The sequence below is a fragment of the Arthrobacter sp. StoSoilB20 genome, assembly GCF_019977295.1.
GTDB lineage: Bacteria > Actinomycetota > Actinomycetes > Actinomycetales > Micrococcaceae > Arthrobacter > Arthrobacter nicotinovorans_A.
In genome coordinates, this window is record NZ_AP024651.1 from 1733449 (window position 1) to 1758614 (window position 25166).

Below are 25166 nucleotides of genomic sequence, written 5' to 3' on the forward strand. Positions count from 1 at the left end.
CATGGGCCAGCCCGCGGTCGCGGGCTCCGTGGTGGGCTGGGATACTTGAACAATGCAGCCGCGCAAGATCGTCATCCTCGGGTCCACAGGTTCCATCGGCACGCAGGCGATCGATGTCGTCGATGCTGCCCCGCACCGCTTTGAAGTGGTGGCCCTGAGCGCAGGTGGGGGAAACCCGGAACTCATTGCCCGGCAGGCTGTCCATACCCGGGCACAGGCTGTAGGCATTGCCCACGGCGATCCACAGGTGCTGCGCCGGCTGATTGAAGAGGCGGCCGCCGTTGCCGGGATAAGGAACTTTGAGCCGGAGGTCTTCGTCGGCCCCGACGCCTCCACACAGATTGCAGCCATCGACTGCGATGTTGTGCTCAACGGCATTACGGGGTCCATTGGCCTGGCACCCACGTTGGCCGCGTTGGGAACCGGCGCCACCTTGGCCCTCGCCAACAAGGAGTCACTGATCGTGGGCGGCGCCCTGGTCAAAGCTGCTGCAGGCCCTGGCCAAATCGTTCCGGTTGACTCGGAGCATTCCGCCATCGCCCAGTGCCTTCGGTCCGGGACTGCCCAGGAAGTCGAGAAGCTGATCCTGACGGCCTCGGGCGGTCCCTTCCGTGGCCGAACGCGCGATCAGTTGCACCACGTCACGCCCCAGGAAGCGCTGGCCCACCCCACCTGGGACATGGGCCTTATGGTCACAACGAACTCGGCCAGCCTGGTGAACAAAGGGCTGGAAGTCATCGAGGCACACCTGTTGTTCGATGTTCCCCTGGACAGGATCGACGTCGTGGTCCATCCCCAGTCGGTGGTCCACTCCATGGTCCAGTTTGTCGATGGTTCCATCATCGCCCAGGCATCACCACCGGACATGCGCCTGCCTATCGCCTTGGGGCTCGGATGGCCGGACCGGGTTCCGCGGGCTGCACAAGCCTGCGACTGGACCAAGGCCACCAGTTGGACTTTCGAGCCACTGGACACCGTGGCTTTCCCTGCAGTGGACCTGGCCAAGGATGCAGCCAAACAGGGGAGCACGTTCCCCGCAGTGTTCAACGCAGCCAATGAGGAAGCAGTCCAGGCTTTCCATGCCGGCCGCATCCGTTTCACGGACATCGTGGATACCGTGGAGTCCGTTCTCAGTGAACATTCAGGCTCCTCCGAGCTGACAGTTCAGTCCGTGCTGGATGCTGAGGACTGGGCACGCGCCCGTACCCTTGATCGTTTAGCCAACAGCGCCCAGTAGCCCAACCCTTATGGAAGCAGTCCCACCGGCATGAGTCCCGTTCTTCTCTTCATTCTCGGAGTCGTCTTCGTCGCCATAGGCGTCGCCGTTTCCATTGCGCTCCACGAGGTAGGCCACCTCGTACCGGCGAAGCTCTTCAAAGTGCGCGTCACCAAGTACATGATCGGCTTCGGCCCCACCCTGTGGTCCAGGAAAAAAGGGGAGACGGAATACGGCTTCAAAGCGCTTCCGCTGGGCGGATATGTCTCCATGATCGGCATGTACCCGCCAAACAAGGTGGACGGCGCCGTCCGTCCTTCAAGCACGGGAATGTTCCAGACACTGGCCACCGAAGCGCGTTCCATGGCGCACGAGGAAGTTGGTCCGGCGGACGAAAACCGGGTTTTCTACAAGCTTCCGGTGTGGAAAAAGGTCATCGTCATGCTTGGTGGCCCCGCCATGAACATGATCATCGGCTTGATCCTGCTGGCCGTGCTGCTCATGGGCTTCGGGACAGCCCAAGCAACCACCACCATTGCCGATGTTTCCAAATGCCAGGTCGCGGCGGGCGAAACGGTTGACCCGGACTCTGCGGACTGCAAACCCACACCGGCCGCAGCTGCGGGACTTCAACCGAACGACACCATCACTTCCTTTGACGGAAAAACCGTCACCAGTTGGGATGAGCTGACCGGCTGGATCCGTGCCTCGGCGGGCAGGGAGGTGGCCATCACCGTCCAACGCAACGGCTCACCCGTCCAGACCACCGTGACCCCGGTGCTTTCCTCCCGTCCGGTCGTTGGACCTGACGGTCGCCAGGCGCAGGACGCCAATGGAGTTTTGCAGTACCAGGAAGTCGGCTTCCTCGGCATCGGAGCCCAAAGCGCCCTGGTGCCGCAACCGGCGTCGGCCGTTCTTCCCATGGCGGGGGAGAACATCAAACAAATTTCCGGTGTGATCTTCAACCTGCCGGCCCGGGTTGTCGGGGTAGCAAAGGCTGCCTTCAGTGAGGAGCCCAGGGACCCCAACGGACCCATCAGCGTGGTAGGCGTTGGCCGCGTGGCAGGGGAAGTTGCGGCCATGGAGCAAGTTCCGATGCAGGCACGCATTGGTACCTTGGTCGGGTTGCTTGCTGGGCTCAACTTCGCGTTGGCCATCTTCAACCTCATCCCGTTGCTTCCCCTTGACGGCGGCCATGTAGCCGGGGCGTTGTATGAAGGTGCACGGCGCCAGGTCGCCAGGTTGAGGGGCAAGCCGGATCCAGGCTCATTCGACATCGCGAAACTGTTGCCGTTGACCTACGTCGTAGCCGCTCTGCTGATGGCCATGGGCGCGCTGCTGATCTACGCGGACATCGTGAAGCCCGTGAATATCTTTGGCTAGGCTGTGAGCATTTTCGAGGGGGCTGTGAACATTATCGGCAGGGCTGTGAACAATTCCTGCAGAGCAGGCGGGATAGGCTAGCACCATGACTGTTTTCGCTGTTGAGTACGTATATGTTGCCGATTCAGGCGCACTGCGCGACGAAGCCCGCCCCGCGCACCGCGCCTGGCTCGCTGAACTGGCCGAGGAAGGCACGTTGCTGGCCAGTGGCCCCTACGGTGACGGCGCCGGCGCCCTCCTGATCTTCAAGTCAGTGGACGAGGCCGGCCTCAACGATCTCCTCAAGCAGGATCCGTTTGCCGAAGCAGGCGTGATTGCCGGCATCCGCAGCACCGAGTGGTCCCCCATCATCGGCGTCCTGGCTGCCCACGCGTCCTGACAGGCCGCTACCACCATTACGATCCACCCCAACCCAAGGAGTCCACGTGACCTCGGTCAGCCTGGGAATGCCAGCAGCCCCACCCCCCGTCCTTGCCCCACGTCGTAAGACACGGCAGATCAAGGTTGGGTCCGTCGGAGTTGGTTCTGACTCACCCATCAGTGTTCAGTCCATGACCACCACGCCCACCACGGACATCAATGCCACCCTTCAGCAGATTGCCGAACTGACGGCATCAGGGTGCGATATTGTGCGCGTGGCGTGCCCTTCGGCGGATGATGCTGAGGCGCTGCCCATCATCGCCCGGAAGTCCCAGATCCCCGTGATCGCGGACATCCACTTCCAGCCGAAGTACGTCTTTGCCGCCATTGAGGCCGGATGTGCTGCTGTTCGGGTGAACCCGGGCAACATCCGCAAGTTCGATGACCAGGTCAAGGAAATTGCGGCAGCAGCCCGGGACCACGGCACCTCCATCCGTATTGGCGTCAACGCCGGCTCCCTGGAGCCGGGCATCATGAAGAAGTACGGCAAGGCAACGCCGGAAGCGCTGGTGGAGTCCGCTGTCTGGGAAGCTTCCTTGTTCGAAGAGCACGGTTTCCACGACTTCAAGATCTCCGTCAAGCACAATGACCCCGTCATCATGGTGGCTGCCTACGAAATGCTCGCTGAGAAGGGCGACTGGCCCTTGCACCTCGGCGTGACCGAGGCCGGGCCGGCGTTCCAGGGAACCATTAAGTCCGCAACGGCTTTCGGTGCCCTCCTGTCCCGGGGGATCGGTGACACTATTCGTGTTTCCCTGTCGGCGCCGCCGGTGGAGGAGATCAAGGTGGGCAACCAGATCCTGCAGTCGCTCAACCTCCGCCCCCGCAAGCTGGAAATTGTCTCCTGCCCGTCCTGTGGCCGTGCGCAGGTTGATGTGTACACGCTGGCGGAACAGGTGACGGCCGGACTGGAAGGCATGGAGATTCCGCTCCGCGTGGCCGTCATGGGCTGTGTCGTCAATGGGCCCGGTGAGGCCCGTGAAGCAGACCTCGGTGTGGCCTCCGGAAACGGCAAGGGCCAGATTTTCGTGAAGGGTGAAGTCATTAAGACTGTGCCTGAGAGCGAAATTGTTGAGACACTGATCGAAGAGGCCATGCGCATCGCCGAAGAGATGGGGGAGGCCGATGGCGAAGATGCTGTCAAGGGTAGCCCCGTGGTTAGCGTCTCGTAACGAGAACGGCTTGGGAGTCAGGGTGCTCGGCAATGCCGACACCCTGGCTCTTCGCGCGCTGGCAAGCGAAGACGTAGTAGCCAACGTGTTCATCCTTGCCCATTTGGACAGCACGGGAACGGCTGCGCCCACCAGTGGGGGTGCCAGTATTTTTGGTGTGTTTGACGACCAAACGCTCTTGGGCGCCTGCTGGGCCGGAGCCAACCTGGTTCCCGTCCAGTTGGATCCCGCCCTGGCAGGTTATGCAGCGACCGCTGCCCACCAAACCGGTCGCCGGTACGCTTCCATTTTCGGCCCCGCAGACACCGTGCTCGCGCTTTATTCACGTTTCGAACAATTGGGCCACTCTGCCCACGAGATCCGTGCATGCCAGCCGCTCCTGACCATGTCGGGACGGCCCATGATCGGCGCCAATCCGGACCTGGCATTTGGCACCATGGAGGACTTCGACCGTATCCTGCCGGCGTGCGCCGCGATGTTCGAGGAAGAAGTTGGCTATTCTCCCTTCCTCGGTGGCCAGGAGTTCTACAGCAGGCGGGTTGCCGGATTGATCCGCCAAGGGCATTCCCTGGTGCACATTGATGCTCACGGAACTGTGGTCTTCAAAGCTGAACTCGGCGCCGTCACAGCCGATGTCACGCAGGTACAGGGTGTGTGGATGAATCCCGAATTACGTGGACACGGCCAGAGCGCCGGTTACATGGCCGCCGTCGTGAATCTTTCCAAGACTTTTGCCCCCGTGACGAGCCTGTACGTCAACGACTACAACGCCAAGGCCCGCGCCACCTATGAGCGGGTGGGCTTCGAGCAAGTGGGCACTTTCGCCACTGTCCTTTTCTGAGGCGTCCACCCCCTGCCCACTCACATCAGCCGTCCCCACCTCCGCATAGCCTTGTGGGGGAGTCCAAGGGACCGGTGAGGTAGCGCTGGAGGGTGGGTGCCACCAAGCGCACCACGTCCTCGGGATCGGCGGAGGCCAAGGGTTCGAGCCGTATTACGTAACGGACCAGCATGAGCCCCACAACCTGCGTGGCCACCAGATTCCCCCGCAGCCGCAATTCCGCGGACGGTCCCGGCATGCCGGCCATGATGCGCGACAATATTGTCCGCTCCACCATTCCGCGCAGCAATGCGGTCTTCGACGTCGAGCCGATGGTTCCACGGACGAAAGCGACCAATCCGTGCTGCGCGGGGCTTTCCCACAGCCGGAGCACCGCCCTGGCAATTGCCTCGGCCCTCGCCGCAGGGTCCATGGTTTCGACGTCGGCCAGCACCTCGGCCGGGTCGGCGGGAAATTCTACGCAGGCGGCAAAAAGCTCGTCCTTACCGCCGAAAAAGTGGTGCACCATGGCCGGGTCAACCGATGCTTCACGGGCCACCTGACGGAGGCTGGTCCCATCGAATCCTTGCTCGGCGAACAACTTCCGCGCCGCAGCAAGGATGCCCTCCCTCGAGTGGTCGCCGGCACTTCGGCGCCCCCGCCGTGCTTGGGGCAGGTTCATCGGGTCTGCCTGCGCAACGTCAACGAGGCCAGGACGAGGACACCCACCACGATCCCGCCCATCACCGCGGCGTCTTGCCACATCGCCGCAGTCGCTTCGGTGTTACCGGCAATTTCCTTTAGCGCGTCTACGGAAAACGTCAGCGGCAGGACCCCTGAGATCCGTTCCAGGACCTGGTTCATGTCCTCACGGGCTACGAACAAGCCGCAGAGCAGGATCTGCGGGACCACTACTACGGGCATGAACTGCACTGCTTGGAACTCGGTGCGGGCAAAGGCCGAACACAGCAGGCCAAGGGCTACGCCGAGCACGGCGTTGATGACGGCGATCAACACCACGAATCCCGGACTCCCCTTGATGTCGAGGTTGAAGATCCAGTAAGCCACAGCCGTTGCCACTACGGACTGCAGCGCGGCCATGATGGAAAAGGCAATCGCATAGCCGAACAGGAGGTCGGCCTTGTGGATGGGAGTGGTCAGCAGCCTCTCCAACGTTCCGGAGGTCCGTTCGCGGAGCATGGTGATGGAGGTGACCAGGAACATCACCACGAACGGAAAGATGGCGAGCATCATCAGCCCCACGCGGTCGAAGGTGCGTGGAAACCCCGGTGGCAGGTTTTCGTTTTCGAAGAGGAAGTAGACGGCTGCGAGCAACAGCGCGGGGACCACGAGGATGAGGCCGACGCTGCGGTGATCGTGCCGCAGCTGTCCAAGGACGCGGGCGGCCGTGGCAAAGGTCATGCGGGGGTTCATGAGGCCACCGGACTTTCTTCCTGGCCGCGGTCAGCGGCTTTGATGATGGTCAGGAATGCCCGTTCCAGATCGCTGTTGTGGCCGCGTTCAGCCAGTTCAGCGGGAGTGAGTTGGGCCAGGAGCAAGCCCTCGCGCAGCAGGAGCAGTGAGGAGCAATGTGAGGCTTCTTCCATGACATGGCTGGAGACGACCAACGTTGTACCGGAGGCCGCCATTCCCGCGAAGCGCTCCCAAAGTTCGGCCCGCAATACGGGATCAAGGCCCACCGTGGGCTCGTCCAGGATCAACAGCCGGGGATGTGCCACCAGTGCGCAGGCAAGGGATACGCGGCTGAACTGCCCGCCCGAGAGGTCCGCGGCCTTGCGCCGCGCCAGGGATGTGAGTCCGACGGCGGCAATCGCCCCGGCAGCATCCGCCGCTGTTGCGTTGTGCATGGCACCGAAGTACCGGACATTGGCTTCGACGCTCAGGTCCGCATAGACGCTGGCACCCTGGGTGACGTATCCGACGTCGTGCCTGAGCGCGGGACTGCCGGCAGGCAGCCCGAGGACCGACAGGGTACCGCGCGTCGTCTTTTGCACACCGACGATGGCCCGCATCAGGGTGGTTTTGCCGCTGCCGGAAGGGCCGAGCAGGCCCGTGATCCGTCCGGAATCGACCGAGAAGTCGAGGCCGTGGAGAATGGCGGTCCGCCCACGCGAGACGTGGAGGCCACTGGCAGTGATGGCTGTCGTAAGCGGCGGCATGCGGGCCTCCCGTAGGCTCCAGAAATTCACCAACTGATGAATTAACCGTAAATCCGCTGCCCCGGGCCGGTCAATGGTGGCTCGACCGGATGGCCGCATCCTTGAAAATGTGTCCGCGATCACATAGGTTCTACCCAAGCCGTGTCGTTGGGGTGCGGGTGGCAGAGGGGGACTCATGAACATGACCTTGACGGGCGTCCTTGGCGCCCAAGCCGCCCGTGAGCTCGGCAGTGACCCATGCTTCCCAGCCGCAGTTGATCCCGTTCCGCTGGAGGGAACGGCGATCTAGTCCCAGGACAGAGTCTGCGGCCGGCCGGCCGTTGAGCCACGCCATCGCAGGATGACCAGCCCGTCGCGGCCAGGGGCTTCCACATGCGAGGGCGTGGCTCTTCTGTGTGAGGGCAGACGGTAGATTAGTAGACAGTTGTTTTTGCCACATCTGCCATAGAAACGGATACGTACCCGTGGTCCTTCGCCTTTCCCAGTTATTCCTGCGCACCCTGCGTGAAGATCCCGTTGACGCCGAGGTCGCCAGCCACAAGCTCCTGGTCCGTGCCGGCTACATCCGCCGCGCGGCTCCCGGCATTTACACGTGGCTGCCGCTGGGACTGAGCGTCCTGCGGAAGGTCGAAGAGATCATCCGCCAGGAAATGGCCGCCATTGGTGCCCAGGAGGTCCACTTCCCGGCCCTGCTGCCCCGTGAGCCCTACGAAGCCACCAACCGCTGGACCGAGTACGGCGAAGGCCTTTTCCGTCTCCAGGACCGCAAGGGCGCTGATTACCTCCTGGCCCCGACGCACGAGGAAATGTTCACCCTCCTGGTGAAGGACCTTTACTCCTCGTACAAGGATCTGCCGCTGAGCCTCTACCAGATCCAGAACAAGTACCGCGATGAAGCCCGCCCGCGGGCAGGACTCCTCCGCGGCCGCGAGTTCATCATGAAGGACTCCTACTCGTTCGACATCGACGACGCCGGCCTGGATGCAAGCTACGCCGCCCACCGCGGCGCGTACCTGAAGATCTTCGCCCGCCTCGGCCTGGAAGTCATCCCCGTAGCCGCCACCGCAGGCGCCATGGGTGGATCCAAGAGCGAAGAGTTCCTGTTCCCCACCGAGATCGGCGAGGACACGTTCGTGCGCTCTGCCGGTGGTTACTACGCCAACGTCGAGGCCGTGACCACCGTGGTTCCCGAGGAGATCGACTTCAGCAACGCTCCGGCCGCCGAAGTAATGGACACTCCGAACACGCCGACCATCGATACCTTGGTGGAGGCTGCCAACCAGTTGGCTCCCCGCAGCGGGTCCGACGCCGGCGCCTGGACTGCCGCCGACACGCTTAAGAACGTTGTCCTTGCCGTGACGCTTCCCACGGGTGAGCGCCAGATCGTAGTGATCGGCGTTCCCGGCGACCGCGGGGTGGACCTCAAGCGCGTGGAAGCCAACATTGGCTCCCACCTGCCCGTTGCCGGTGAAATCGGCCTCGAGGCTGCCAACGAAGAGGACCTCAAGAAGCTGCCGTGGCTGGTCAAGGGCTACATCGGCCCCGGACTGTCGCTGGACGAGCCCGTCCTTGGCCTGGAAGGTACCTCGAAGGTGTTGTTCCTGGTGGACCCCCGCGTGGTTTCCGGTACCAGCTGGATCACCGGTGCCAACGCTGATGGCAAGCACGTCTTCGGGCTTGTCGCCGGACGCGACTTCACCTGGGACGGCGTCATCGAGAGTACCGAAGTCCGTGCCGGTGACCCCGCCCCGGACGGATCCGGTCCGCTGGAGACCGCCCGCGGCATCGAAATGGGCCACATCTTCCAGCTTGGCCGCAAGTATGCCGCCGCGCTGGACTTGAAGGTGCTGGACCAGAACGGCAAGCAGCAGGTAGTCACCATGGGTTCCTACGGCGTCGGTGTCACCCGTGCCGTGGCCGCCTTGGCTGAAGCAAACCACGACGACCGGGGTCTGGTGTGGCCGCGCTCCGTGGCTCCGGCAGACGTCCATGTGGTGGCCGTGGGCCGTGGCGATGAGATCTTCGACGCCGCTGAAAAGCTCTCCGCCGAGCTCGAAGCGGCCGGCCTGGACGTCATTTTCGATGACCGCCCCAAGGTCTCTCCCGGCGTGAAGTTCGGCGACGCCGAACTCGTTGGCGTGCCCACCATCCTGGCCGTTGGCCGGGGACTGGTGGACGGCGTTGTGGAAGTCAAGGACCGCCGCAGCGGCGAAGCGGAGAACATCGCGGTGGACAAGGCCGTGGATTACGTGGTCAACGCCGTACGAAACCGGTGATTTCCGGCTTCGAATCAATCCAGCTCACCACTCTCATCCTGATTGTGGTGGCTGGATTCGCCGCCGGCTGGGTGGATGCCGTGGTAGGGGGCGGGGGACTGATCCAGCTCCCCGCCCTGCTGCTGGTTCCAGGCATCACGCCGGTTCAGGCTTTGGCCACCAATAAGATGGGGTCGATTTTCGGCACCACTACCAGCGCCGTGACGTACTACCGGCGTGTGGGACCGGACCTCAAGACGGCTGTGCCCATGGCGGTCATCGCGTTGGCGGGAAGCTTCGGCGGAGCCATCCTGGCTGCATCGCTGCCGGCCAGCGTGTTCAAGCCCATCATCGTGGTGGCATTGATCGCCGTCGCCGTTTTCACAGCATTGCGACCCAGTGCCGGTGAGCTGACTGCCCTCAGGCACGACGGCCATAAGCACTACGTCGTAGCCTGCCTCATCGGTGCCGTAATTGGCTTCTACGACGGCCTCATTGGCCCCGGCACCGGCTCTTTCCTGGTGATCGCCCTGGTTTCGGCCATGGGCTACGCCTTCCTCGAAGCCAGCGCCAAGGCCAAGATCGTCAATATGGCCACCAACGCCGGCGCGCTGATCTTCTTTCTTCCCCACGGCTCTTTGCTATGGGGCGTGGGGCTTGTCCTGGGCCTTGCCAACATGGCAGGTGGCTATCTTGGCGCCCGCACCGCCGTAGCCCGGGGCAGCGGTTTTGTGCGCGTTGTGTTCCTGATTGTCGTGGCGGCGTTGATCATCAAGCTCGGCATGGACGTCTGGAATGAGAACTTCGCCGCCTGATTCCCGCGTCAGATAAATGTTCCGCTGGCGTTGGCCAGCGACTTCAAACCGCGGACGACGGCGTGGGGAACCAAAGCGCTCGACGCCGGGTTGCCGGGGGATGCCTCGTTGGTGACACAGATATCAAACGTACCCAGGCTGGTTTCGGCAACCACATGGTGGGCGGTCCGGTGTGCGGCAGGATCCGCAATAAGGACCGCCTCCACCACGTCCCAGCTGCCTGCTGCCAGGGCGAGCGCGGAGACCACATTGGTGGATTTGGGGAACGCCTTGATCAGCTCGGCCGGCCCGCCCCGCAGAAGCTCCAACGGGCCGGTAGTTCCAAGGAGCCGTTCCTTGGTCCCGCCGTCCATCCAAGGCTGCACCAAGGCTGCGGGAAGTTTCCGCGATTCCAAGGTGATGCGGTGGATGGTTCCTCCTGCGCGGGCGGCCGTGATGGCGTCCAGTCCGCCCAGGGCGCCGGTGGTGAGGAAAGTCCGGCCGGGACCTCCCTCCAGCAGGGTGGTACGCAGCACGGGTTCGCATAATGCACCGATCGAAGTTACCAGCAGGTCTTTGCCGGCCCTGATGGTGCGTGGCCCGAACTCGGCAACTGCGGCGACGCCTGCGCATTCGACCACCACATCAGCGGACTCCAAGGCGTCGGCGAAACTGAAGCCGGTACCTGCATCGCCGTGGGGAACCACTCCGGTGAGGCTGACGCCAGGGGCGGTCCCGGCGTCGAGCAGTTCCGCGATGCGCGAGCCGATGGCCCCGGATCCGATCAGTGCAACTCCAAGTGCCATGGCCTAGTCCGCGGAGGCGCCGGGATCAGGGAGATCATGGGGCTTGGGGAGGTCGCCGAGGGTTTTGCCGGTGAGAGTACTTGCGACCCACAGGGAACGGGCAAGGTCTCCGAAGTGGCGCGGGCTGGACGCATATCCGAGGGCGTTCTCCACCTCCCGGGCAACACTCCACTGCCGGGCGGCCTCCGGATCCAACCCGGCAGCGACGCTGAAGTCGTGGCAGCGCTCCCTCAAAGCCGCTTCCGGGGCGGTGCGGGGAAGGTCCTGGATCCGGTTCCACAGAACCGGTGCGACGGCGAACTCGGCCTCGCCGATCTGTGGCTGCGGATCTATGGCCAGGTAATCGCCGCGCGATGCCCGGTTTTCCGCGGGGACAGCAAGGATATTCATGAAGTGAAGATCAGTGTGGACCAGTACATCCGTGCCGGAGCGGCGACCCACGGCGCCGCGGGTCTGGCACACTTCCAAGGCAGCTTCAAGGAGCCATCGTGGGAAGGGACGGTCCAGGCGTTCCCATTCCGCCGGCAGCTCATCGCTCCACCGCTCGGCTGTTGCGGCCACATGGTCAAAGGCCCGCCATTCAAGGCGTTCGTCGGGTTGGATGGAGAGTTGTCTCATGACCGCGCTCCAGGCGTCCCGCGCGTGGTCCATGGGGACGTCCTGGAGCCAGCCGGAGGCGTCCAGCCGTTCAAGGAGCAGGGAGCAACTGGACGCATCTGCTGCCACCAGGTCCACTGCGCCGTGGCCATCCCAGAGCGCCAGGGCGTGGCGTTCCACCTGTGCCTCGTCATGCGGGAACGCGATCTTCAGGGCCAGCGGCACGCCGTCCCTAAGGACCGGAACTACCAAGGCCCCATGGCCGTTCCAGGGTTCGGAGCCGGGTGCGAGGTCTACTGAGAGATTCCACCGGTCCAAGGCGCCGGCAACGAGCCCCGGAAGGCTGGCCAGCCAGTCACGCCCCGCGGAGTCGCGGTTGTACCGGGCGTGGAGGTCGCCCGGAATCGGAATGATCGCGTGAAGGGTCACGCGATCAGCCTAACTCTGCGGGCTGGCCGCGGACCCTAGAAAACGCCGCTGGCGCCCAAGAGGGTTCCAATGGAGAACGTGGCAGCCAGGGCAAGGGCGCCGCCAAGCACCACCCTGAAGGCCGCACGGAACCGGGGAGCGCCACCAATCCATGCGCCGACCACTCCTGTGATCGCCAACGCCAGCAGGACGGCCGCAAATGTCAGCGGCACCCGCAACTCCGGCGGGGGCAGGAGGATGGCCAGCAGTGGCAGTATGGCTCCCAACGTGAACGCCACCGCAGAAGCCAAAGCCGCGTTCCATGGACTCACGATGTCGTCCTGGTGGATGTTCAATTCCGCCGAAAGGTGGGCGGCCAGGGCGTCGTGTTCAGTCAGTTCTTCGGCTACCGTCCGTGCTGTCTTCGCACTGAGCCCCTTGGATTCATAGATGGCGGCCAGTTCGTTGAGTTCGTCCTCGGGCTGCTCGGCCAGTTCCCTGCGTTCCTTCTCGATCAGGGCCTTCTGGGTATCACTCTGGCTGCTGACGGAGACGTATTCACCCAAAGCCATGGAAATGGCACCGCCCACCAGGCCGGCAGCGCCGGCGGCAAGGATGTTGCCGGTGTTGGTGGAGGCGCCGGCCACGCCCACCACGATCGCGGCAACGGACACAATCCCGTCATTGGCGCCCAGGACCCCGGCCCGCAACCAGTTCAACCGGTGCGCCAGGTCATCCCGGTGGGGTTCGTTCTCGTGCACGGTGGCGGTGTCGGTGGAAGCCATGCTCCAAGCCAAGCACCGGGGGAGGACGTTGGCCAGCATGGATAGGCTCGCCTATCCGGCCCGGCTGGGAACGTCCTTACTGGTGCTGGGCGTGTTGGTGCCGGGCGTGGTGGTGGTGCTGTGTGTGCTGGTGCTGGGTGTGCTGGTGCCGGGCGTGCTGGTGCTGGGTGTGCTGGTGCTGGGCGTGTTGGTGCCGGCCGTGCTGGTGCTGGAAGCCGGACCCGACGCCGGACCGGGCGCGGGCAGCGGCGGCAAGTCCCCGGCGTCGAGCGCCAGCCCGGGCAAGGCCGGAACATCCGCGCCCCATCCCAGGCTCCTGCGGGCAGCGGCCAGGAGCCCGTCCACGGCCCATGTACGGGTTTCAGCCGTGGAGAGTGCAACGAGGTCGCCAAGCACCGGAAGCGCCGAGGTTTCCAACGCTGCCAACGCGCTGGCGGGGTCCTTGGTGAATTGTCCCGGAAGCCTGTAGCCGGCTTCGGTGGCTGGTACGTCCCCGCAGTTGGCGCGGGTCAGCGCCTCCACTTGCTGGAGCAACACTTCGTGGTCTGCAAGGGCTTTGACGGCGGTGCGGGCGGCTGCGGCGTCCAGCCGTTTCAGGGCCACCTGGTAGGCGTAGACGGCTTCCTGGTGCATGCGGACTGTGGCTGCCAGGGCTGTATCTGTAGTAGCGGACTCCGGCTCCGGTGTTGGGCTTGCCGAGGGGCAGGACGCGGCGGGCGGTGTGGCTGGGGGCGGTGTTGCTGCAGGCGGTGTTGCTGCAGGGGTTTGCGATGCCGGTGGCGTGGGGACCGGCAATTCCCAAGCGCCGGCCAGCTTTTCAGCTTCCAGCACTTGTGCGGATCCGACGGCGGCGAGAAGCCGCGCGATGCCGCCGTCGGACTCGCGGGCATCGGCCAGGCGCTGCGTGCCGCTGGCGCCCAGCTCGGCAATGAAGGCGGCACGGGTGCTGGAACCGGCTGTGGCCTCCGGTGAAACAGGAGGTCCGGTGGGAGTGGCTTCCGGGACCACCAGAAGGGCCTGAGCCTGGGTTGTCAGCAATGTCACAGCGTCCGCGAGGGCCGCCCGCGACGCATCCGGAGCGCCTTGTGGAGGCAACGCGGCCGCGGTTTCACGAAGCCGCAGGGTGTCCTCCAAAGCTCTGGCCCGGGCCGTTTCGGAGAAGGGAACCACCGGGGGAGTGCCGGAATCACGCGGAATAAGCACGATTCCGGTCCCTGCCACGAGCAACGCCACCAGGGCAATAAGCAGCACCCGGCCCCAGGGTGGTGTTCGTCGTTTTTCGCTTGTCTCCCCATTCACAACAGACCATGGTGTCACGTGGGCGGCGAAGTCCGTGCACCATGTTCCCGGGAAAATCGTTAGGCTAGTAGTCACAACAACATCTATCGGGAGGCGGCGGGCAACGTGAGTGACTCGGAAGCCACGACTTCAACACACCGTTCTGAATCGAACTCAACGGCCACCATCCACAACCCGGAAGAAAGCAGGCTCAAAGCCCTGCTTGAACCGGCTGTCCTTGCCAGCAGGCTCTACCTCGAGGATGTTTCCATCCACGTTGCCGGTTCCCACCGCACTGTCCACGTCGTCGTGGACTTGCCGCAGGAACAAACCGGCGGTGTCAGCCTTGACGCCATTGCCGAGGTCTCGCGCGGACTGTCCGATATCCTGGACAACGATCCCCACGATGACGGACGCCCCTATGACCTCGAGGTTTCTTCGCCGGGCGTCAGCCGCCCGCTGACCGAACCGCGGCACTGGCACCGGGCCCGCGGACGCATGGTCCGGGTCAACGTGATCCAGGGGGAGAACCTGCTGGGACGCATCGCCTCCGTAGAGGACGACGGCGTGACGCTGATCCCTGAGCATGAAGTCAAGAAGGGCATGAAGCCCAAGCAGGGCGACCCCATCACTATTCCTTTCGACAGGATCCGCCAAGGAAAAGTCGAGATTGAATTCAGCCACCTCCACGAGGCTGCGCTGGAAGACGAGCACAACGGATCTTCTGAGGAGGCCTAATGGATATTGACATGAGCGCACTGAGACTCCTGGAGCGTGAGCGTGAAATCCCGCTGGATCTCCTGATTCCCACCATCGAGCAAGCCTTGCTGGTGGCGTACCACAAGACGCCCGGCGCCTTCGAGAAGGCCCGCGCGGAGTTGGACCGCAAGAGCGGCCACGTGACCATCTGGGCCACTGAGATCGACGACGACGGCGAGCCCATCGGCGAGTTCGAGGACACCCCGGCCGGGTTTGGCCGCATCGCGGCCAGCACGGCACGCCAGATCATCCTCCAGCGTCTTCGCGACGTGGAGGACGACAACGTGCTGGGCGAGTTCAAGGGACGTGAAGGCGAGCTCGTGGCCGGCATGATCCAGCAGGGCAACAACCCGCACATGATCCAGGTCAACCTCGGATCGGTGGAGGCACTGCTGCCCCCGCCCGAGCAGGTCCCCGGAGAAAAGTACCTCCACGGAAGCCGCCTGCGTGCCTTCGTGGTGGATGTCCACCGCGGTGCCAAGGGTCCTTCCATCACGCTTTCCCGCTCGCACCCCGGGCTGGTCCGCAAGTTGTTCGAAATGGAAGTTCCGGAAATCGCCGACCACTCCGTGGAGATCGTTGCCCTGGCACGTGAAGCCGGCCACCGTACAAAGATCGCGGTCAAGGCCAATGCGCCCGGCATCAACGCCAAGGGTGCATGCATCGGCGAAATGGGTTCGCGGGTCCGGGCCGTCATGACTGAACTGAATGACGAAAAGATCGACATCGTTGACTTCAGTGACGACCCCGCAACCTTTATTGCCAACTCGTTGTCGCCCTCACGGGTGAATTCGGTCACTATCACTGACGAGGCAACCCGCTCGGCCCGTGTAGTGGTTCCCGATTACCAGCTTTCACTGGCCATCGGCAAGGAAGGCCAGAACGCCCGGCTCGCGGCAAAGCTGACCGGCTGGCGCATCGACATCATCTCCGACGCCGCTCCGGTAAAGGTCGACTAGCGCCCTGGCCGGCGGCTGATGCCGCCGGTTCCGCGCCGCGCTTGCGGTGCCCTTGGTTTCGGGAGACCGGCGGCTGGGGGCTAGAATAGATGGAACCGGGCTTACCTCCGGTATCCGCGCGCTTTGGCGTGCCCCAGCTGCATGTGCAGCAATGGGGCAAGCCGGGCGCCAGTAACGTAAGGCAGGTTGGACACGTCGTGGCTGAACTGCTTGAACACGGCCACGGGCCTGTTCGTACGTGCATCGGATGCCGGAAGCAAGGCTCCCGGTCCGAGCTTGTCCGGCTCGTCGCCCAAGGCAGCGGTTCGTCCGCTGTCCTGGTGGATGAACGACGCCGGATGGCTGGCAGGGGTGCTTGGCTGCACCCCAGCGAAAAGTGCTTGGCATTGGCGATCAAGCGGCGTGCTTTCGGAAGGGCCCTTGCGGGCGCTGCCGAAACGGACGCCGTCGAACGTTACCTGATGCGCGGCACGCCACTTGTGGAGGCCCAGGCCACCACGGGAAAACCGTCCAAACCTGAAAGCGGGTCAGAAAACTGATGGAAACCCGATGAGTTCCCAGCGATGAGTGCGTAACGATGACAACTTTGTTGCGCTCTGCAATGGGCCTTTCAATCGCGCAAGCGGCGAAGGCCCGCAGTAAGAAGTAGACGGTTCGTGCCTGGCTCGGTGCGGACCGAGACAGGAGAAATGTGGCCAAGGTCCGCGTACATGAGCTCGCCAAAGAGCTCGGTATTACTTCCAAAGATGCAGTAACCAAACTGCAGGAATTGGGCGAATTCGTTCGCTCCGCCTCGTCAACCATCGAGGCCCCCGTCGTGAAGAAGCTTCGCGACGCCTACCCGGGTGCCGGTGCCGCCAAGGCCGCCGCCCCCGCAGCCGCTCCGGCGGCCAACCGTCCCGCAGCATCCCGTCCGGCAGCTCCGGCTCCGGGTCCCGCAGCGCCGAAGGCTCCGGCCCCGGCACCTGCAGCCCCGGCTCCGGCAGCTCCCGCTCCGGCAGCACCTGCGGCCCCCGCAGCTTCGGCTCCGGCGGCACCTGCTGCTCCCGCGGCGTCCACTCCGGTTTCGGCCAAGCCCGGCGCCCGTCCTGCCCCCAAGGCAGAGACCCCGGCTCCGGCACGCCAGGGTGGCCAGGCTCCGCGTCCCGGCGGTCCCCGTCCGGGCAACAACCCGTTTGCTACCTCGCAGGGCATGCCCCGCGGCCGTGGTGGCGACGGAGATCGTCCGCCGCGTCCGGGCAACAACCCCTTCGCTCCGTCGCAGGGCATGCCCCGCGGCGAACGCCGCAACGACGGTGAACGTCCCGGTGGTCCGCGTCCTGCGGCCGGCGCAGGCGGACCCCGTCCCGCAGCAGGTACAGGCGGCCCCCGTCCGGGTGCACCGCGTCCCGGTGCACCCCGTCCGGGCGCACCGCGTCCCGCTGGTGGTCCCGGTGCTGGAAACCGTCCTACCCCGGGCATGATGCCCAACCGCACTGAGCGTCCGGCTCCCGGTGGCGCAGGCCGTCCGGGTGGCGCAGGCCGTCCCGGTGGCGGACCCGGTCGTCCCGGTGGCGCACCTGGTGCAGGTACCGGTGGCGGAGCTCCCGCCGGCGGTGGCTTCGGCAAGGGTGGCCGCGGTCGCGGTGGCACCCAGGGTGCCTTCGGCAAGGGCGGCGCCGGTCGTGGCAAGCAGCGCAAGTCGAAGCGTGCAAAGCGCCAGGAACTGGAGCAGATGAGTGCTCCGTCGCTGGGCGGCGTATCAGTACCCCGCGGCGATGGCGAGACCATCATCCGCCTGCGTCGTGGTTCGTCCATCACGGACTTCGCCGAGAAGATTGACGCGAACCCGGCTTCGCTGGTGACCGTGCTGTTCCACCTTGGTGAAATGGCGACGGCTACCCAGTCCTTGGATGAGGACACCTTTGGCCTGCTTGGCGCCGAACTCGGCTACAAGCTCCAGGTTGTTTCCCCCGAGGACGAAGAGCGCGAGCTGCTGGACCAGTTCGACATCAACATCCAGGACGAACTCGACGCCGAAGGCGACGACGTCCTTGAGGCCCGCGCACCGGTTGTCACCGTCATGGGCCACGTCGACCACGGTAAGACCCGCCTGCTGGACGCCATCCGCAACTCGAACGTTGTGGCCGGCGAGCACGGTGGTATCACCCAGCACATCGGTGCTTACCAGATCAGCCACGTCCACGAGGGCACGGCCCGCGACATCACCTTCATTGACACCCCCGGTCACGAGGCCTTCACGGCCATGCGTGCACGTGGTGCCAAGGTCACCGATATTGCGATCCTGGTTGTCGCAGCCGACGACGGCGTTATGCCGCAGACGGTGGAAGCACTCAACCACGCCCAGGCAGCAAACGTGCCGATCGTCGTCGCAGTGAACAAGATCGACAAGGAAGGCGCCAACCCTGACAAGGTCAAGGGCCAGCTGACCGAGTACGGACTGGTTCCGGAAGAATACGGTGGCGACACCATGTTCGTTGAGGTCTCTGCACGCCAGAACCTCAACATCGACGAACTGATCGACGCTGTCCTGCTGACGGCCGATGCCGCACTGGATCTGCGCGCCAACCCGGACAAGGACGCTCGAGGCATTGCCATCGAAGCGAACCTGGACAAGGGCCGCGGTGCTGTTGCTACCGTCCTGGTCCAGTCCGGAACCCTGGCTGTGGGCGACACGATCGTGGCCGGTACGGCTCACGGCCGCGTCCGCGCCATGTTCGACGAGAACGGCGAGGCACTCGATGTCGCGCTGCCGTCCCGCCCGGTCCAGGTCCTCGGCCTGTCCAACGTGCCGCGTGCAGGTGACACCTTCCTGGTGACCCCGGACGAGCGTACGGCCCGCCAGATCGCTGAGAAGCGTGAAGCTGCCGACCGCAACGCCGCACTGGCCAAGCGTCGCAAGCGCATCAGCCTGGAAGACTTCGACCAGGCCGTTGCCGAAGGCAAGATCGATACCCTCAACCTCATCCTCAAGGGTGACGTGTCCGGTGCCGTGGAAGCCCTCGAAGACGCCCTGCTCAAGATCGACGTCGGAGACGACGACGTTCAGCTCCGTGTCATCCACCGCGGTGTGGGTGCCATTACGCAGAACGACGTCAACCTGGCAACGGTGGACAACGCCATCATCATCGGCTTCAACGTCAAGCCGGCCGAGCGTGTTGCTGAACTTGCTGACCGTGAAGGCGTGGACATGCGCTTCTACTCGGTCATCTACGCAGCAATCGATGACATTGAGATGGCTCTCAAGGGCATGCTCAAGCCGGAATACGAAGAAGTCCAGCTCGGTACTGCCGAGGTCCGCGAAGTCTTCCGTTCTTCCAAGTTCGGCAACATCGCAGGCTCGATCGTCCGCACGGGCATCATCCGCCGTAACACCAAGGCACGTGTCAGCCGCGACGGCAAGGTCATCGGTGACAACCTCACCGTTGAGACGCTCAAGCGCTTCAAGGATGACGCCACCGAAGTCCGTACCGACTTCGAGTGTGGTATCGGTCTTGGCTCCTTCAACGACATCACTGAAGGCGACATCATCGAGACCTTCGAAATGCGCGAGAAGCCGCGCGTCTAGGTTCCGTTTGGAGCGGGTCCGTCGGGTAGCCCCGGCGGACCCGTTCCGTCCCCGTTTCTACTTTCCAGGAGGAAGTCATGGCTGATCCCGCACGCGCTGCCAAACTGGCACAGCGGATTAAGGTCGTCGTCGCTGAGGCCCTCGGTCGCAGGGTCAAGGACCCGCGCGTCGAGTCCATCACGGTCACCGACGCCCGCGTCACCAATGACCTTCAGCATGCCACCATCTACTACACCGTCTTCGGTGATGAGGTAGCCCAGGCTGATGCTGCCCGCGCCTTGGAGAAGGCAAAGGGTGTGCTTCGGCAGGAAGTCGGCCGCAACATCACCGTCCGGCTGACGCCGACGCTTGAGTTTGTAGCGGACCAGATTCCGGTCAACGCCTCGAACCTTGAGGAGTTGCTCCGCGAAGCCAAGCGTCGCGACGCCGAGGTGGCGGCACTCGCTGCCAGCGCCAAGCACGCCGGCGAGGCCGACCCCTACAAGGGCGACGCCCCTGAGGACATCGATGAGGACGATTTCGACGAAGAGGACACTGATCTCTCCGGCGACAAAGAACTCGACGAAGACGCCAACCGCTAAAGCCTTAGGGTTTTTGTGCAGCCGATGCCCCCAAGAAGACTTCTTGGGGGCATCTGTTGTCTTAAAACTCGTTAGGATCGGAGCATGTCGGCGCACAGTGCTCAGCAACGTGATGAATACCTGAACCGCGCAATCAGGCTGGCGGTGAAGAACGTCGCCGACGGCGGTGGTCCTTTCGGCGCCGTCGTGGTCACCGCGGACGGCACCGTCCATGAGGGGGTCAACCGGGTTACCCGCGATCACGACCCCACCGCCCACGCCGAAGTCGTGGCGATCCGCCGGGCAGCGGCTGCAACGCAGCGGTTCGACCTCACGGGGTCTGTTCTCTACGCCAGCTGCGAGCCTTGCCCTCTGTGCTTGTCCGCCACTCTCTGGGCCAGGATCGGCCATGTCTACTTCGCCGCGGACAGGCATGGTGCCGCACGGGCAGGTTTCGATGACGCTGTGTTCTATGAATACTTCGCCGGCACCAGGCCTGGGCTGCTGCCGGTAGAGCACGCGGAGTTGCCAGCGTCAGGGGACCCCTTCGACGCCTGGCTGAACCACTCCCGCCGAACAGCGTACTGAGCCCCGGTGCCCTGAACCCACCGGAAACTAGACCCTGCGCGGGAGCCGGCTGACGCCGTCGAGCAGGTCCTGTTGCCCGCCGCAGAGGGCGATGCGGATCCACCCTTCACCGATGGAGCCGAACGCCGTTCCCGGCGCGAAAGACACGCCTGATTCCGCGAGGAAGGCACGTACCCAGGTCCTGACGTCGCCGCCACTGACGTGGGAGACGTCTGCCCACAAATAAAACGCCCCCTGTGCTCCCAGAAACGGGATTCCCTTGGCTGAGAGCACAGCGGAGGCTGCATCGCGGTTGCTCCGGTAATGGTCGCGTGCGTGGGAAACGTAATCCTGGGGACCAGTGAGCGCAGCCAAGGCGGCGTACTGGGAGGGCGAAGCCACGCAGGAGACGATCGACTCCATGACGTTGTTCATCTTCTGCTCCAGCCCGGGCGGGCAGACCAACGCCCCGATCCGCAGGCCTGTCAGGCCGTACGTCTTGGACAGCGTCAAGGAAGTGAAAACGCGGGCTTCGCCGGGGATGTCGCTGTCAAAACGGGCAGGACTGACATGCGGGACATCGAAGGTGAAGGCTTCATAGCACTCGTCCGAAATGATCCAGAGGTCGTGCCGGACAGCCAGCTCCACCAGCTGGCGCGTGGTCTCTTCGCTGATGACCGCGCCCAGGGGATTGGACGGAGAGTTCAGCATGATGACGCGCGTCCGTGGCGTAATGAGGGCTTCAATGTCCTCGATGTGTGGCTGGAAGTCATTCTGTGGATACAGCGGGTACTCCACCGGCACGGCGTGCAGGAGGCGGCTGGTCATGGCGAACGTGGGGTAGCCGGGATTAGGGATGAGGATCTCGTCCCCGGGAGCGAGGAGAAGGCTCATGGCGAAGTGCAGGCCCTGCTGGGCGCCATCGACCACATAGACCCGCTCCGGACCGATGTCCACGCCTTGCTGCTCCCGGAAGCGGGCTGCGAAGGCTGCGCGGAGTGCGGGAATTCCGGCGTTCGGTGTGTAATTGGTCTCGTCCCTGTCCAGGCAGGCAATGCCGGCGTCCAAAACGTGCCGGGGGAGTGCAAAGCCCGGTTCTCCAATACTGAGGACGATCGCTCCGGGGGTGGACCAGGCGGCTTCGGTGATCTCGCGGATCTGGTTCACGGGGACGTCGCGGACGTGCGGGGCAAGCTCAGGCATGGGAGCCATCCTAGCCACCCATATACTGGTAAGCGTGCTTTCTGGACTGGTAATCGTTGACAAACCGCAGGGATGGACCAGCCACGATGTGGTTGGCCGGATGCGGCGGCTGGCTGGTACCCGGAAAGTGGGGCATGCGGGAACCCTGGATCCCATGGCTACCGGTGTCCTGGTACTTGGCATCAACAAGGCCACGCGCCTGTTGACCTACATCGTGGGCACGTCCAAGACCTACACTGCCACCATCAGGCTGGGCGAAACCACCATCACCGATGACGCCGAAGGCGAGGTCACCGAAAGCCGGAGCGCGGCAGATGTCACCGATGATGGCATCGCTGCGGGCGTGGCCGCATTGACCGGCCCCATCCAGCAGGTTCCCAGCAGCGTCAGTGCCATCAAAGTCAACGGCGAACGCTCCTATGCCCGCGTCCGGTCCGGTGAGGAAGTAAAGCTTGCAGCCCGCCCGGTCACCATCCATCGCTTCGAAGTCCACTCGGTGGAAAGGGTCGACGGCGGCAGGGTAGTAGACGTCGATGTCACCGTGGAGTGTTCTTCCGGTACGTACATCAGGGCCTTGGCCCGCGACCTCGGCAATGACCTGGGTGTCGGCGGCCATCTCACCGCCTTGCGCAGGACGCAGGTGGGTCCGTACACGCTGGACCAGGCCCGCACCTTGGAAGAACTGGCAGAGGAACTGAACGTCCTGGAGATGTCCCAGGCGGCGCGGGCCCTCATGCCCAACCGGGAACTGACCGAGGAAGAAACCACGGAAATTTCCTTTGGCCGCCGTATTGCTGCCGGACCTGGAGCCGGAACGCCGGAGGCGGCAACGGCCGTGAACCCTGCGGCGGCGTTTGCGCCCTCGGGGGAGTTGGTAGCGCTGCTGGCTGATACCGGAAGCTTCGCCAAACCCGTGCTGGTCTTCGCTCCTGGAACCGGCTCGGGTGCAGGGAAGGCGGAGTAACCATGGACGGATACTTCTATGCCATCCTGATCGTCGGATTGGTGTCCACCATCATGTGCCTTGTAGCGGGCCTGATGAAGAAGGCCCCGAACGATCCCACCATCTACTCCGTGCTCGCCGTCGAATTGGTCCTCCTGGTCTATTTGGTGGGGTCGATAGTCCGGGTAGCCACAGGCGAGCAGATTGCCGGTGAGGCCTGGGAGTTCTGGGGCTACCTCGCGACCGCCCTGATGATTCCCTTGGGTGCTGTCTACTGGGCCATCCTGGAACGAACGCGCTGGAGCAACTTCGTCCTGGCCGCCGTGGGAGTAACCGTGCTCGTCATGGGCGCCCGCATGAACCAGATCTGGTACTGACCTTGAAGGAAGAACGCAACGTGACTGGAACCGAGACCAACCCGGCAAACCCGCAGCAGAAGGACACCAGGAACACCGGACCTGGCCGCCTGCTGATCGCTGTGTACGCGGTGTTCGCGCTCTCCGCTACGGCTCGTGCCGGCTACCAGATCGCCACCAAGTTTGCCGAAGCTCCGTTGGCGCATATTCTGTCGGCGTTCGCCGCCGTCGTGTATATCATCGCCACCATTTCGCTGGCCAAGCCCGGCCGCACCTGGTTCAAGGTCTCCGTCGCCGCTGTCCTTACGGAACTTGTGGGAGTGCTGGTGGTGGGCGCCATCAGCCTCTTTGATCCCGTCGCTTTCCCCCACGACACCGTATGGTCCCTCTTTGGCCGCGGTTATGGCTTCGTCCCGCTGGTGCTGCCGATCCTGGGCCTTCTGTGGCTGAACAAGCGCCGGCCGTCCTGAGTCAAACACCCCAGCGGGTAACCTTAGAATGTTCCGGCGCCGGGAGGTTGCCGGGCGCAATGAACATCTGCAGTAAAAGGCGAGGTTGATGGTCCACATCTGGAACGATCCCACCGAAGTCCCCAAGGACTTCGGACCTACTGTCGTTACCATCGGGAACTTTGACGGCGTCCATCGTGGCCACCAGCACGTTCTGTCGCAGTTGACCGATACGGCAAAGCGGCACAACATTCCCTCGGTAGCGGTGACGTTCGATCCCCACCCCGCGCAAGTGCACAGGCCCGAATCTGCCCCGGAACTCATCATGGGGCTCCAGGACAAACTTGAGGCCCTCGGCGATACCGGCGTGGATGCGGTGTTGGTCATGAAGTACACCCTCGACCTTGCGGCAATGACGCCACTGGAGTTTGTCCAGGAGGTCTTGGTCGAAGGACTCCACGCCGCGCATCTCGTGGTGGGGCACGATCTCCGCTTCGGAGCAGGCAATGCCGGTGACGTCGTAACCATGCAGGAGCTGGGAGGCCGGCTCGGGTTCAGCGTCCAGGTAGTCAATGAGTATGGTGCAGGCGGCTCCCCGGTACACGACGACGGCGATGCCGACCGCCGCTGTTCCTCAACCTGGGTGCGGGAGGCGTTGTCTGAAGGTGACGTCGTAACCGCAGCAGCAGTGTTGGGCAGGCCCCACCGCATGCGCGGGGAGGTAGTCCACGGCGCTGCCCGCGGCCGCGACCTCGGATTTCCCACCGCCAACCTCTCCCACGACTCCACGGGATACGTTCCTGCGGACGGAATCTATGCCGGCTGGCTGATCGACCAGTCCGGGACGCGGTGGCCGGCGGCCATATCCGTGGGTTCCAACCCCACGTTCGATGGCGTCAGCCGTCAGGTCGAAGCCCACGTGATCGACCGGCCCGAGGAAAAAGTGGAGGACTTCAACCTCTACGGCCAAACCGTCGCCGTTGAATTCACCCAGCGCTTGCGGGGCATGGTGGCGTACACAGGGCCAGAGGCATTGGTTGAGCAAATGTGCCTGGATGTGGCCCAGGCCCATGAGCTCCTTGGCCGTGGCTAAGGGCATTTCGACAACACTGCCGGCCTGCCGGTAAACTGATGAGTGGATCCGGCTGCAGTCCGTGGCGGCTGGACCTGTTTTTGTGTGCGGCGACGCCACAAGGGCAACCCGTCAGCGAGGCGCTGCACCGGGAGGCACGGCACAACTCTAGGAGTTCACGTGGCACTTGAAGCCGCTGTAAAGCAGTCCATCATCAAGGAATACGCAACCTCTGAAGGCGACACCGGTTCGCCCGAGGTGCAGGTTGCAGTCCTGACCCAGCGGATCAAGGATCTGACTGAGCACATGAAGGAGCACAAGCACGACTTCCACACCCAGCGCGGTCTGCTGGCCATGGTTGGTCGTCGCAAGCGCATGCTTACCTACCTGAAGAACACCGACATCGCCCGCTACCGTGCGCTCATCGAGCGTCTCGGCCTGCGTCGCTAGTCTGACTTTAGGGGCGGCCCGGTCCCTCACGGAACGGGCCGCCTTCTTCACCAACAACTAAAAACAGGAATCAACCGCATCGCGCATTCGCGGTCCTCGGTAGTGATTCCCGGGAGCAACCGTTGACGGTTGGCCCGTGGATCTCGATCGATGACCGGGTGTCGTA

General features: G+C 63.9%; 26 protein-coding genes. 18 read left to right on the plus strand and 8 right to left on the minus strand.

The features are described from left to right. Positions 1 to 52 precede the first annotated feature (52 nt). The 5 genes from dxr (at position 53) to LDN85_RS07815 (ending at position 5032) form a co-directional block, all read left to right on the plus strand. Entirely contained in the window at positions 53 to 1237 is a 1185-nt protein-coding gene (gene dxr, locus LDN85_RS07795; RefSeq protein ID WP_223945057.1) for a 1-deoxy-D-xylulose-5-phosphate reductoisomerase, read from the plus strand. A gap of 30 nt (positions 1238 to 1267) precedes the next feature. Next, positions 1268 to 2599, plus strand: coding sequence for a site-2 protease family protein (locus LDN85_RS07800; RefSeq protein WP_026541527.1), 1332 nt, complete (start codon positions 1268 to 1270; stop codon positions 2597 to 2599). A gap of 85 nt (positions 2600 to 2684) precedes the next feature. Beyond that, complete coding sequence (locus LDN85_RS07805; protein ID WP_026541528.1) at positions 2685 to 2978, plus strand: YciI family protein; 294 nt, start codon at positions 2685 to 2687, stop codon at positions 2976 to 2978. Between the two features lie 46 nt (positions 2979 to 3024). Further along, positions 3025 to 4191: a flavodoxin-dependent (E)-4-hydroxy-3-methylbut-2-enyl-diphosphate synthase gene (ispG, locus tag LDN85_RS07810; protein WP_011774258.1), complete on the plus strand. Its 1167-nt coding sequence runs from the start codon at positions 3025 to 3027 to the stop codon at positions 4189 to 4191. Further along, positions 4154 to 5032, plus strand: coding sequence for a DUF4081 domain-containing GNAT family N-acetyltransferase (locus LDN85_RS07815; protein WP_026541529.1), 879 nt, complete (start codon positions 4154 to 4156; stop codon positions 5030 to 5032). Before ispG ends, LDN85_RS07815 begins: the two co-directional genes overlap by 38 nt. Before the next feature lie 25 nt (positions 5033 to 5057). On the opposite strand, the gene LDN85_RS07820 is transcribed toward LDN85_RS07815, so the two are convergent. From LDN85_RS07820 to LDN85_RS07830, 3 genes are read right to left on the minus strand one after another with little or no spacing between them, the layout of a single operon-like run. After that, positions 5058 to 5693, minus strand: a complete 636-nt coding sequence (locus LDN85_RS07820) for a TetR family transcriptional regulator (protein WP_223945058.1) — start codon at positions 5691 to 5693, stop codon at positions 5058 to 5060. Then, complete coding sequence (locus tag LDN85_RS07825; protein WP_223945059.1) at positions 5690 to 6433, minus strand: ABC transporter permease; 744 nt, start codon at positions 6431 to 6433, stop codon at positions 5690 to 5692. The genes LDN85_RS07820 and LDN85_RS07825 overlap by 4 nt, the downstream gene beginning before the upstream one ends. A gap of 8 nt (positions 6434 to 6441) precedes the next feature. After that, positions 6442 to 7191, minus strand: a complete 750-nt coding sequence (locus LDN85_RS07830) for an ABC transporter ATP-binding protein (RefSeq protein ID WP_026547307.1) — start codon at positions 7189 to 7191, stop codon at positions 6442 to 6444. A 464-nt stretch (positions 7192 to 7655) separates the two neighbouring features. Between LDN85_RS07830 and LDN85_RS07835 the strand changes: the two genes are divergently transcribed. Both LDN85_RS07835 and LDN85_RS07840 read left to right on the plus strand, forming a co-directional pair. Next, positions 7656 to 9467: a proline--tRNA ligase gene (locus tag LDN85_RS07835; RefSeq protein WP_223945060.1), complete on the plus strand. Its 1812-nt coding sequence runs from the start codon at positions 7656 to 7658 to the stop codon at positions 9465 to 9467. Beyond that, complete coding sequence (locus LDN85_RS07840; RefSeq protein ID WP_026541534.1) at positions 9464 to 10261, plus strand: TSUP family transporter; 798 nt, start codon at positions 9464 to 9466, stop codon at positions 10259 to 10261. Before LDN85_RS07835 ends, LDN85_RS07840 begins: the two co-directional genes overlap by 4 nt. 8 nt (positions 10262 to 10269) lie before the next feature. On the opposite strand, the gene LDN85_RS07845 is transcribed toward LDN85_RS07840, so the two are convergent. From LDN85_RS07845 to LDN85_RS07860, 4 genes are read right to left on the minus strand one after another with little or no spacing between them, the layout of a single operon-like run. Next, complete coding sequence (locus tag LDN85_RS07845) at positions 10270 to 11046, minus strand: aspartate dehydrogenase domain-containing protein (protein WP_026547310.1); 777 nt, start codon at positions 11044 to 11046, stop codon at positions 10270 to 10272. Between the two features lie 3 nt (positions 11047 to 11049). After that, the gene (locus LDN85_RS07850; RefSeq protein WP_026547311.1) at positions 11050 to 12072 is read right to left on the minus strand and encodes an aminoglycoside phosphotransferase family protein; all 1023 of its coding nucleotides are present in this window, start codon (positions 12070 to 12072) and stop codon (positions 11050 to 11052) included. Positions 12073 to 12107: 35 nt separating this feature from the next. Then, positions 12108 to 12836 carry a VIT family protein gene (locus tag LDN85_RS07855; RefSeq protein WP_026541537.1) on the minus strand — a complete coding sequence of 243 codons (729 nt, stop codon included), beginning with the start codon at positions 12834 to 12836 and terminating at the stop codon, positions 12108 to 12110. Positions 12837 to 12887: 51 nt separating this feature from the next. Next, on the minus strand, positions 12888 to 14087 hold the full coding sequence (locus LDN85_RS07860) for a DUF4439 domain-containing protein (protein WP_223945061.1): 1200 nt from the start codon (positions 14085 to 14087) through the stop codon (positions 12888 to 12890). A gap of 153 nt (positions 14088 to 14240) precedes the next feature. Between LDN85_RS07860 and rimP the strand changes: the two genes are divergently transcribed. The 6 genes from rimP to LDN85_RS07890 all read left to right on the plus strand — a co-directional run bounded on the left by rimP (position 14241) and on the right by LDN85_RS07890 (position 20548). Then, on the plus strand, positions 14241 to 14852 hold the full coding sequence (gene rimP / locus LDN85_RS07865) for a ribosome maturation factor RimP (RefSeq protein ID WP_223945062.1): 612 nt from the start codon (positions 14241 to 14243) through the stop codon (positions 14850 to 14852). Continuing rightward, a complete protein-coding gene (nusA, locus tag LDN85_RS07870; protein WP_026541539.1) occupies positions 14852 to 15832 on the plus strand; it encodes a transcription termination factor NusA in 981 nt (326 codons plus the stop codon). The genes rimP and nusA overlap by 1 nt, the downstream gene beginning before the upstream one ends. 197 nt (positions 15833 to 16029) lie before the next feature. Continuing rightward, entirely contained in the window at positions 16030 to 16371 is a 342-nt protein-coding gene (locus LDN85_RS07875; protein WP_223945063.1) for a YlxR family protein, read from the plus strand. A 152-nt stretch (positions 16372 to 16523) separates the two neighbouring features. Continuing rightward, entirely contained in the window at positions 16524 to 19400 is a 2877-nt protein-coding gene (infB, locus tag LDN85_RS07880; protein WP_026541541.1) for a translation initiation factor IF-2, read from the plus strand. A gap of 77 nt (positions 19401 to 19477) precedes the next feature. After that, on the plus strand, positions 19478 to 19981 hold the full coding sequence (gene rbfA, locus LDN85_RS07885) for a 30S ribosome-binding factor RbfA (protein WP_091550594.1): 504 nt from the start codon (positions 19478 to 19480) through the stop codon (positions 19979 to 19981). An 84-nt stretch (positions 19982 to 20065) separates the two neighbouring features. Beyond that, on the plus strand, positions 20066 to 20548 hold the full coding sequence (locus tag LDN85_RS07890) for a nucleoside deaminase (protein WP_091550593.1): 483 nt from the start codon (positions 20066 to 20068) through the stop codon (positions 20546 to 20548). Positions 20549 to 20575: 27 nt separating this feature from the next. On the opposite strand, the gene LDN85_RS07895 is transcribed toward LDN85_RS07890, so the two are convergent. Continuing rightward, entirely contained in the window at positions 20576 to 21730 is a 1155-nt protein-coding gene (locus LDN85_RS07895) for a pyridoxal phosphate-dependent aminotransferase (protein ID WP_223945064.1), read from the minus strand. 34 nt (positions 21731 to 21764) lie between these two features. On the opposite strand from LDN85_RS07895, the gene truB reads away from it, so the two are divergent. From truB to rpsO, 5 genes are all read left to right on the plus strand, one after another. Next, complete coding sequence (truB, locus tag LDN85_RS07900; protein ID WP_217638352.1) at positions 21765 to 22694, plus strand: tRNA pseudouridine(55) synthase TruB; 930 nt, start codon at positions 21765 to 21767, stop codon at positions 22692 to 22694. Between the two features lie 2 nt (positions 22695 to 22696). After that, a complete protein-coding gene (locus LDN85_RS07905) occupies positions 22697 to 23050 on the plus strand; it encodes a hypothetical protein (RefSeq protein ID WP_091550587.1) in 354 nt (117 codons plus the stop codon). Positions 23051 to 23052: 2 nt separating this feature from the next. Next, positions 23053 to 23499, plus strand: a complete 447-nt coding sequence (locus LDN85_RS07910; protein ID WP_091550585.1) for a hypothetical protein — start codon at positions 23053 to 23055, stop codon at positions 23497 to 23499. Positions 23500 to 23587: 88 nt separating this feature from the next. Next, entirely contained in the window at positions 23588 to 24571 is a 984-nt protein-coding gene (locus tag LDN85_RS07915) for a bifunctional riboflavin kinase/FAD synthetase (RefSeq protein ID WP_026541548.1), read from the plus strand. Positions 24572 to 24730: 159 nt separating this feature from the next. Further along, complete coding sequence (gene rpsO / locus LDN85_RS07920; RefSeq protein WP_026541549.1) at positions 24731 to 25000, plus strand: 30S ribosomal protein S15; 270 nt, start codon at positions 24731 to 24733, stop codon at positions 24998 to 25000. The last annotated feature ends 166 nt before the right edge of the window (positions 25001 to 25166 follow it).

Bases quoted from the DNA above. Each gene is read 5' to 3' on its own strand.
- LDN85_RS07815 (WP_026541529.1), top strand. From the start codon at position 4,154: ATGCTGTCAAGGGTAGCCCCGTGGTTAGCGTCTCGTAACGAGAACGGC.
- LDN85_RS07845 (WP_026547310.1), bottom strand. From the start codon at position 11,046: ATGGCACTTGGAGTTGCACTGATCGGATCCGGGGCCATCGGCTCGCGC.
- LDN85_RS07915 (WP_026541548.1), top strand. From the start codon at position 23,588: ATGGTCCACATCTGGAACGATCCCACCGAAGTCCCCAAGGACTTCGGA.
- LDN85_RS07830 (WP_026547307.1), bottom strand. From the start codon at position 7,191: ATGCCGCCGCTTACGACAGCCATCACTGCCAGTGGCCTCCACGTCTCG.
- LDN85_RS07825 (WP_223945059.1), bottom strand. From the start codon at position 6,433: ATGACCTTTGCCACGGCCGCCCGCGTCCTTGGACAGCTGCGGCACGAT.
- LDN85_RS07905 (WP_091550587.1), top strand. From the start codon at position 22,697: ATGGACGGATACTTCTATGCCATCCTGATCGTCGGATTGGTGTCCACC.
- LDN85_RS07855 (WP_026541537.1), bottom strand. From the start codon at position 12,836: ATGGCTTCCACCGACACCGCCACCGTGCACGAGAACGAACCCCACCGG.
- LDN85_RS07805 (WP_026541528.1), top strand. From the start codon at position 2,685: ATGACTGTTTTCGCTGTTGAGTACGTATATGTTGCCGATTCAGGCGCA.
- rbfA (WP_091550594.1), top strand. From the start codon at position 19,478: ATGGCTGATCCCGCACGCGCTGCCAAACTGGCACAGCGGATTAAGGTC.
- nusA (WP_026541539.1), top strand. From the start codon at position 14,852: ATGGATATTGACATGAGCGCACTGAGACTCCTGGAGCGTGAGCGTGAA.
- LDN85_RS07895 (WP_223945064.1), bottom strand. From the start codon at position 21,730: ATGCCTGAGCTTGCCCCGCACGTCCGCGACGTCCCCGTGAACCAGATC.
- LDN85_RS07890 (WP_091550593.1), top strand. From the start codon at position 20,066: ATGTCGGCGCACAGTGCTCAGCAACGTGATGAATACCTGAACCGCGCA.
- LDN85_RS07820 (WP_223945058.1), bottom strand. From the start codon at position 5,693: ATGAACCTGCCCCAAGCACGGCGGGGGCGCCGAAGTGCCGGCGACCAC.
- dxr (WP_223945057.1), top strand. From the start codon at position 53: ATGCAGCCGCGCAAGATCGTCATCCTCGGGTCCACAGGTTCCATCGGC.
- LDN85_RS07800 (WP_026541527.1), top strand. From the start codon at position 1,268: ATGAGTCCCGTTCTTCTCTTCATTCTCGGAGTCGTCTTCGTCGCCATA.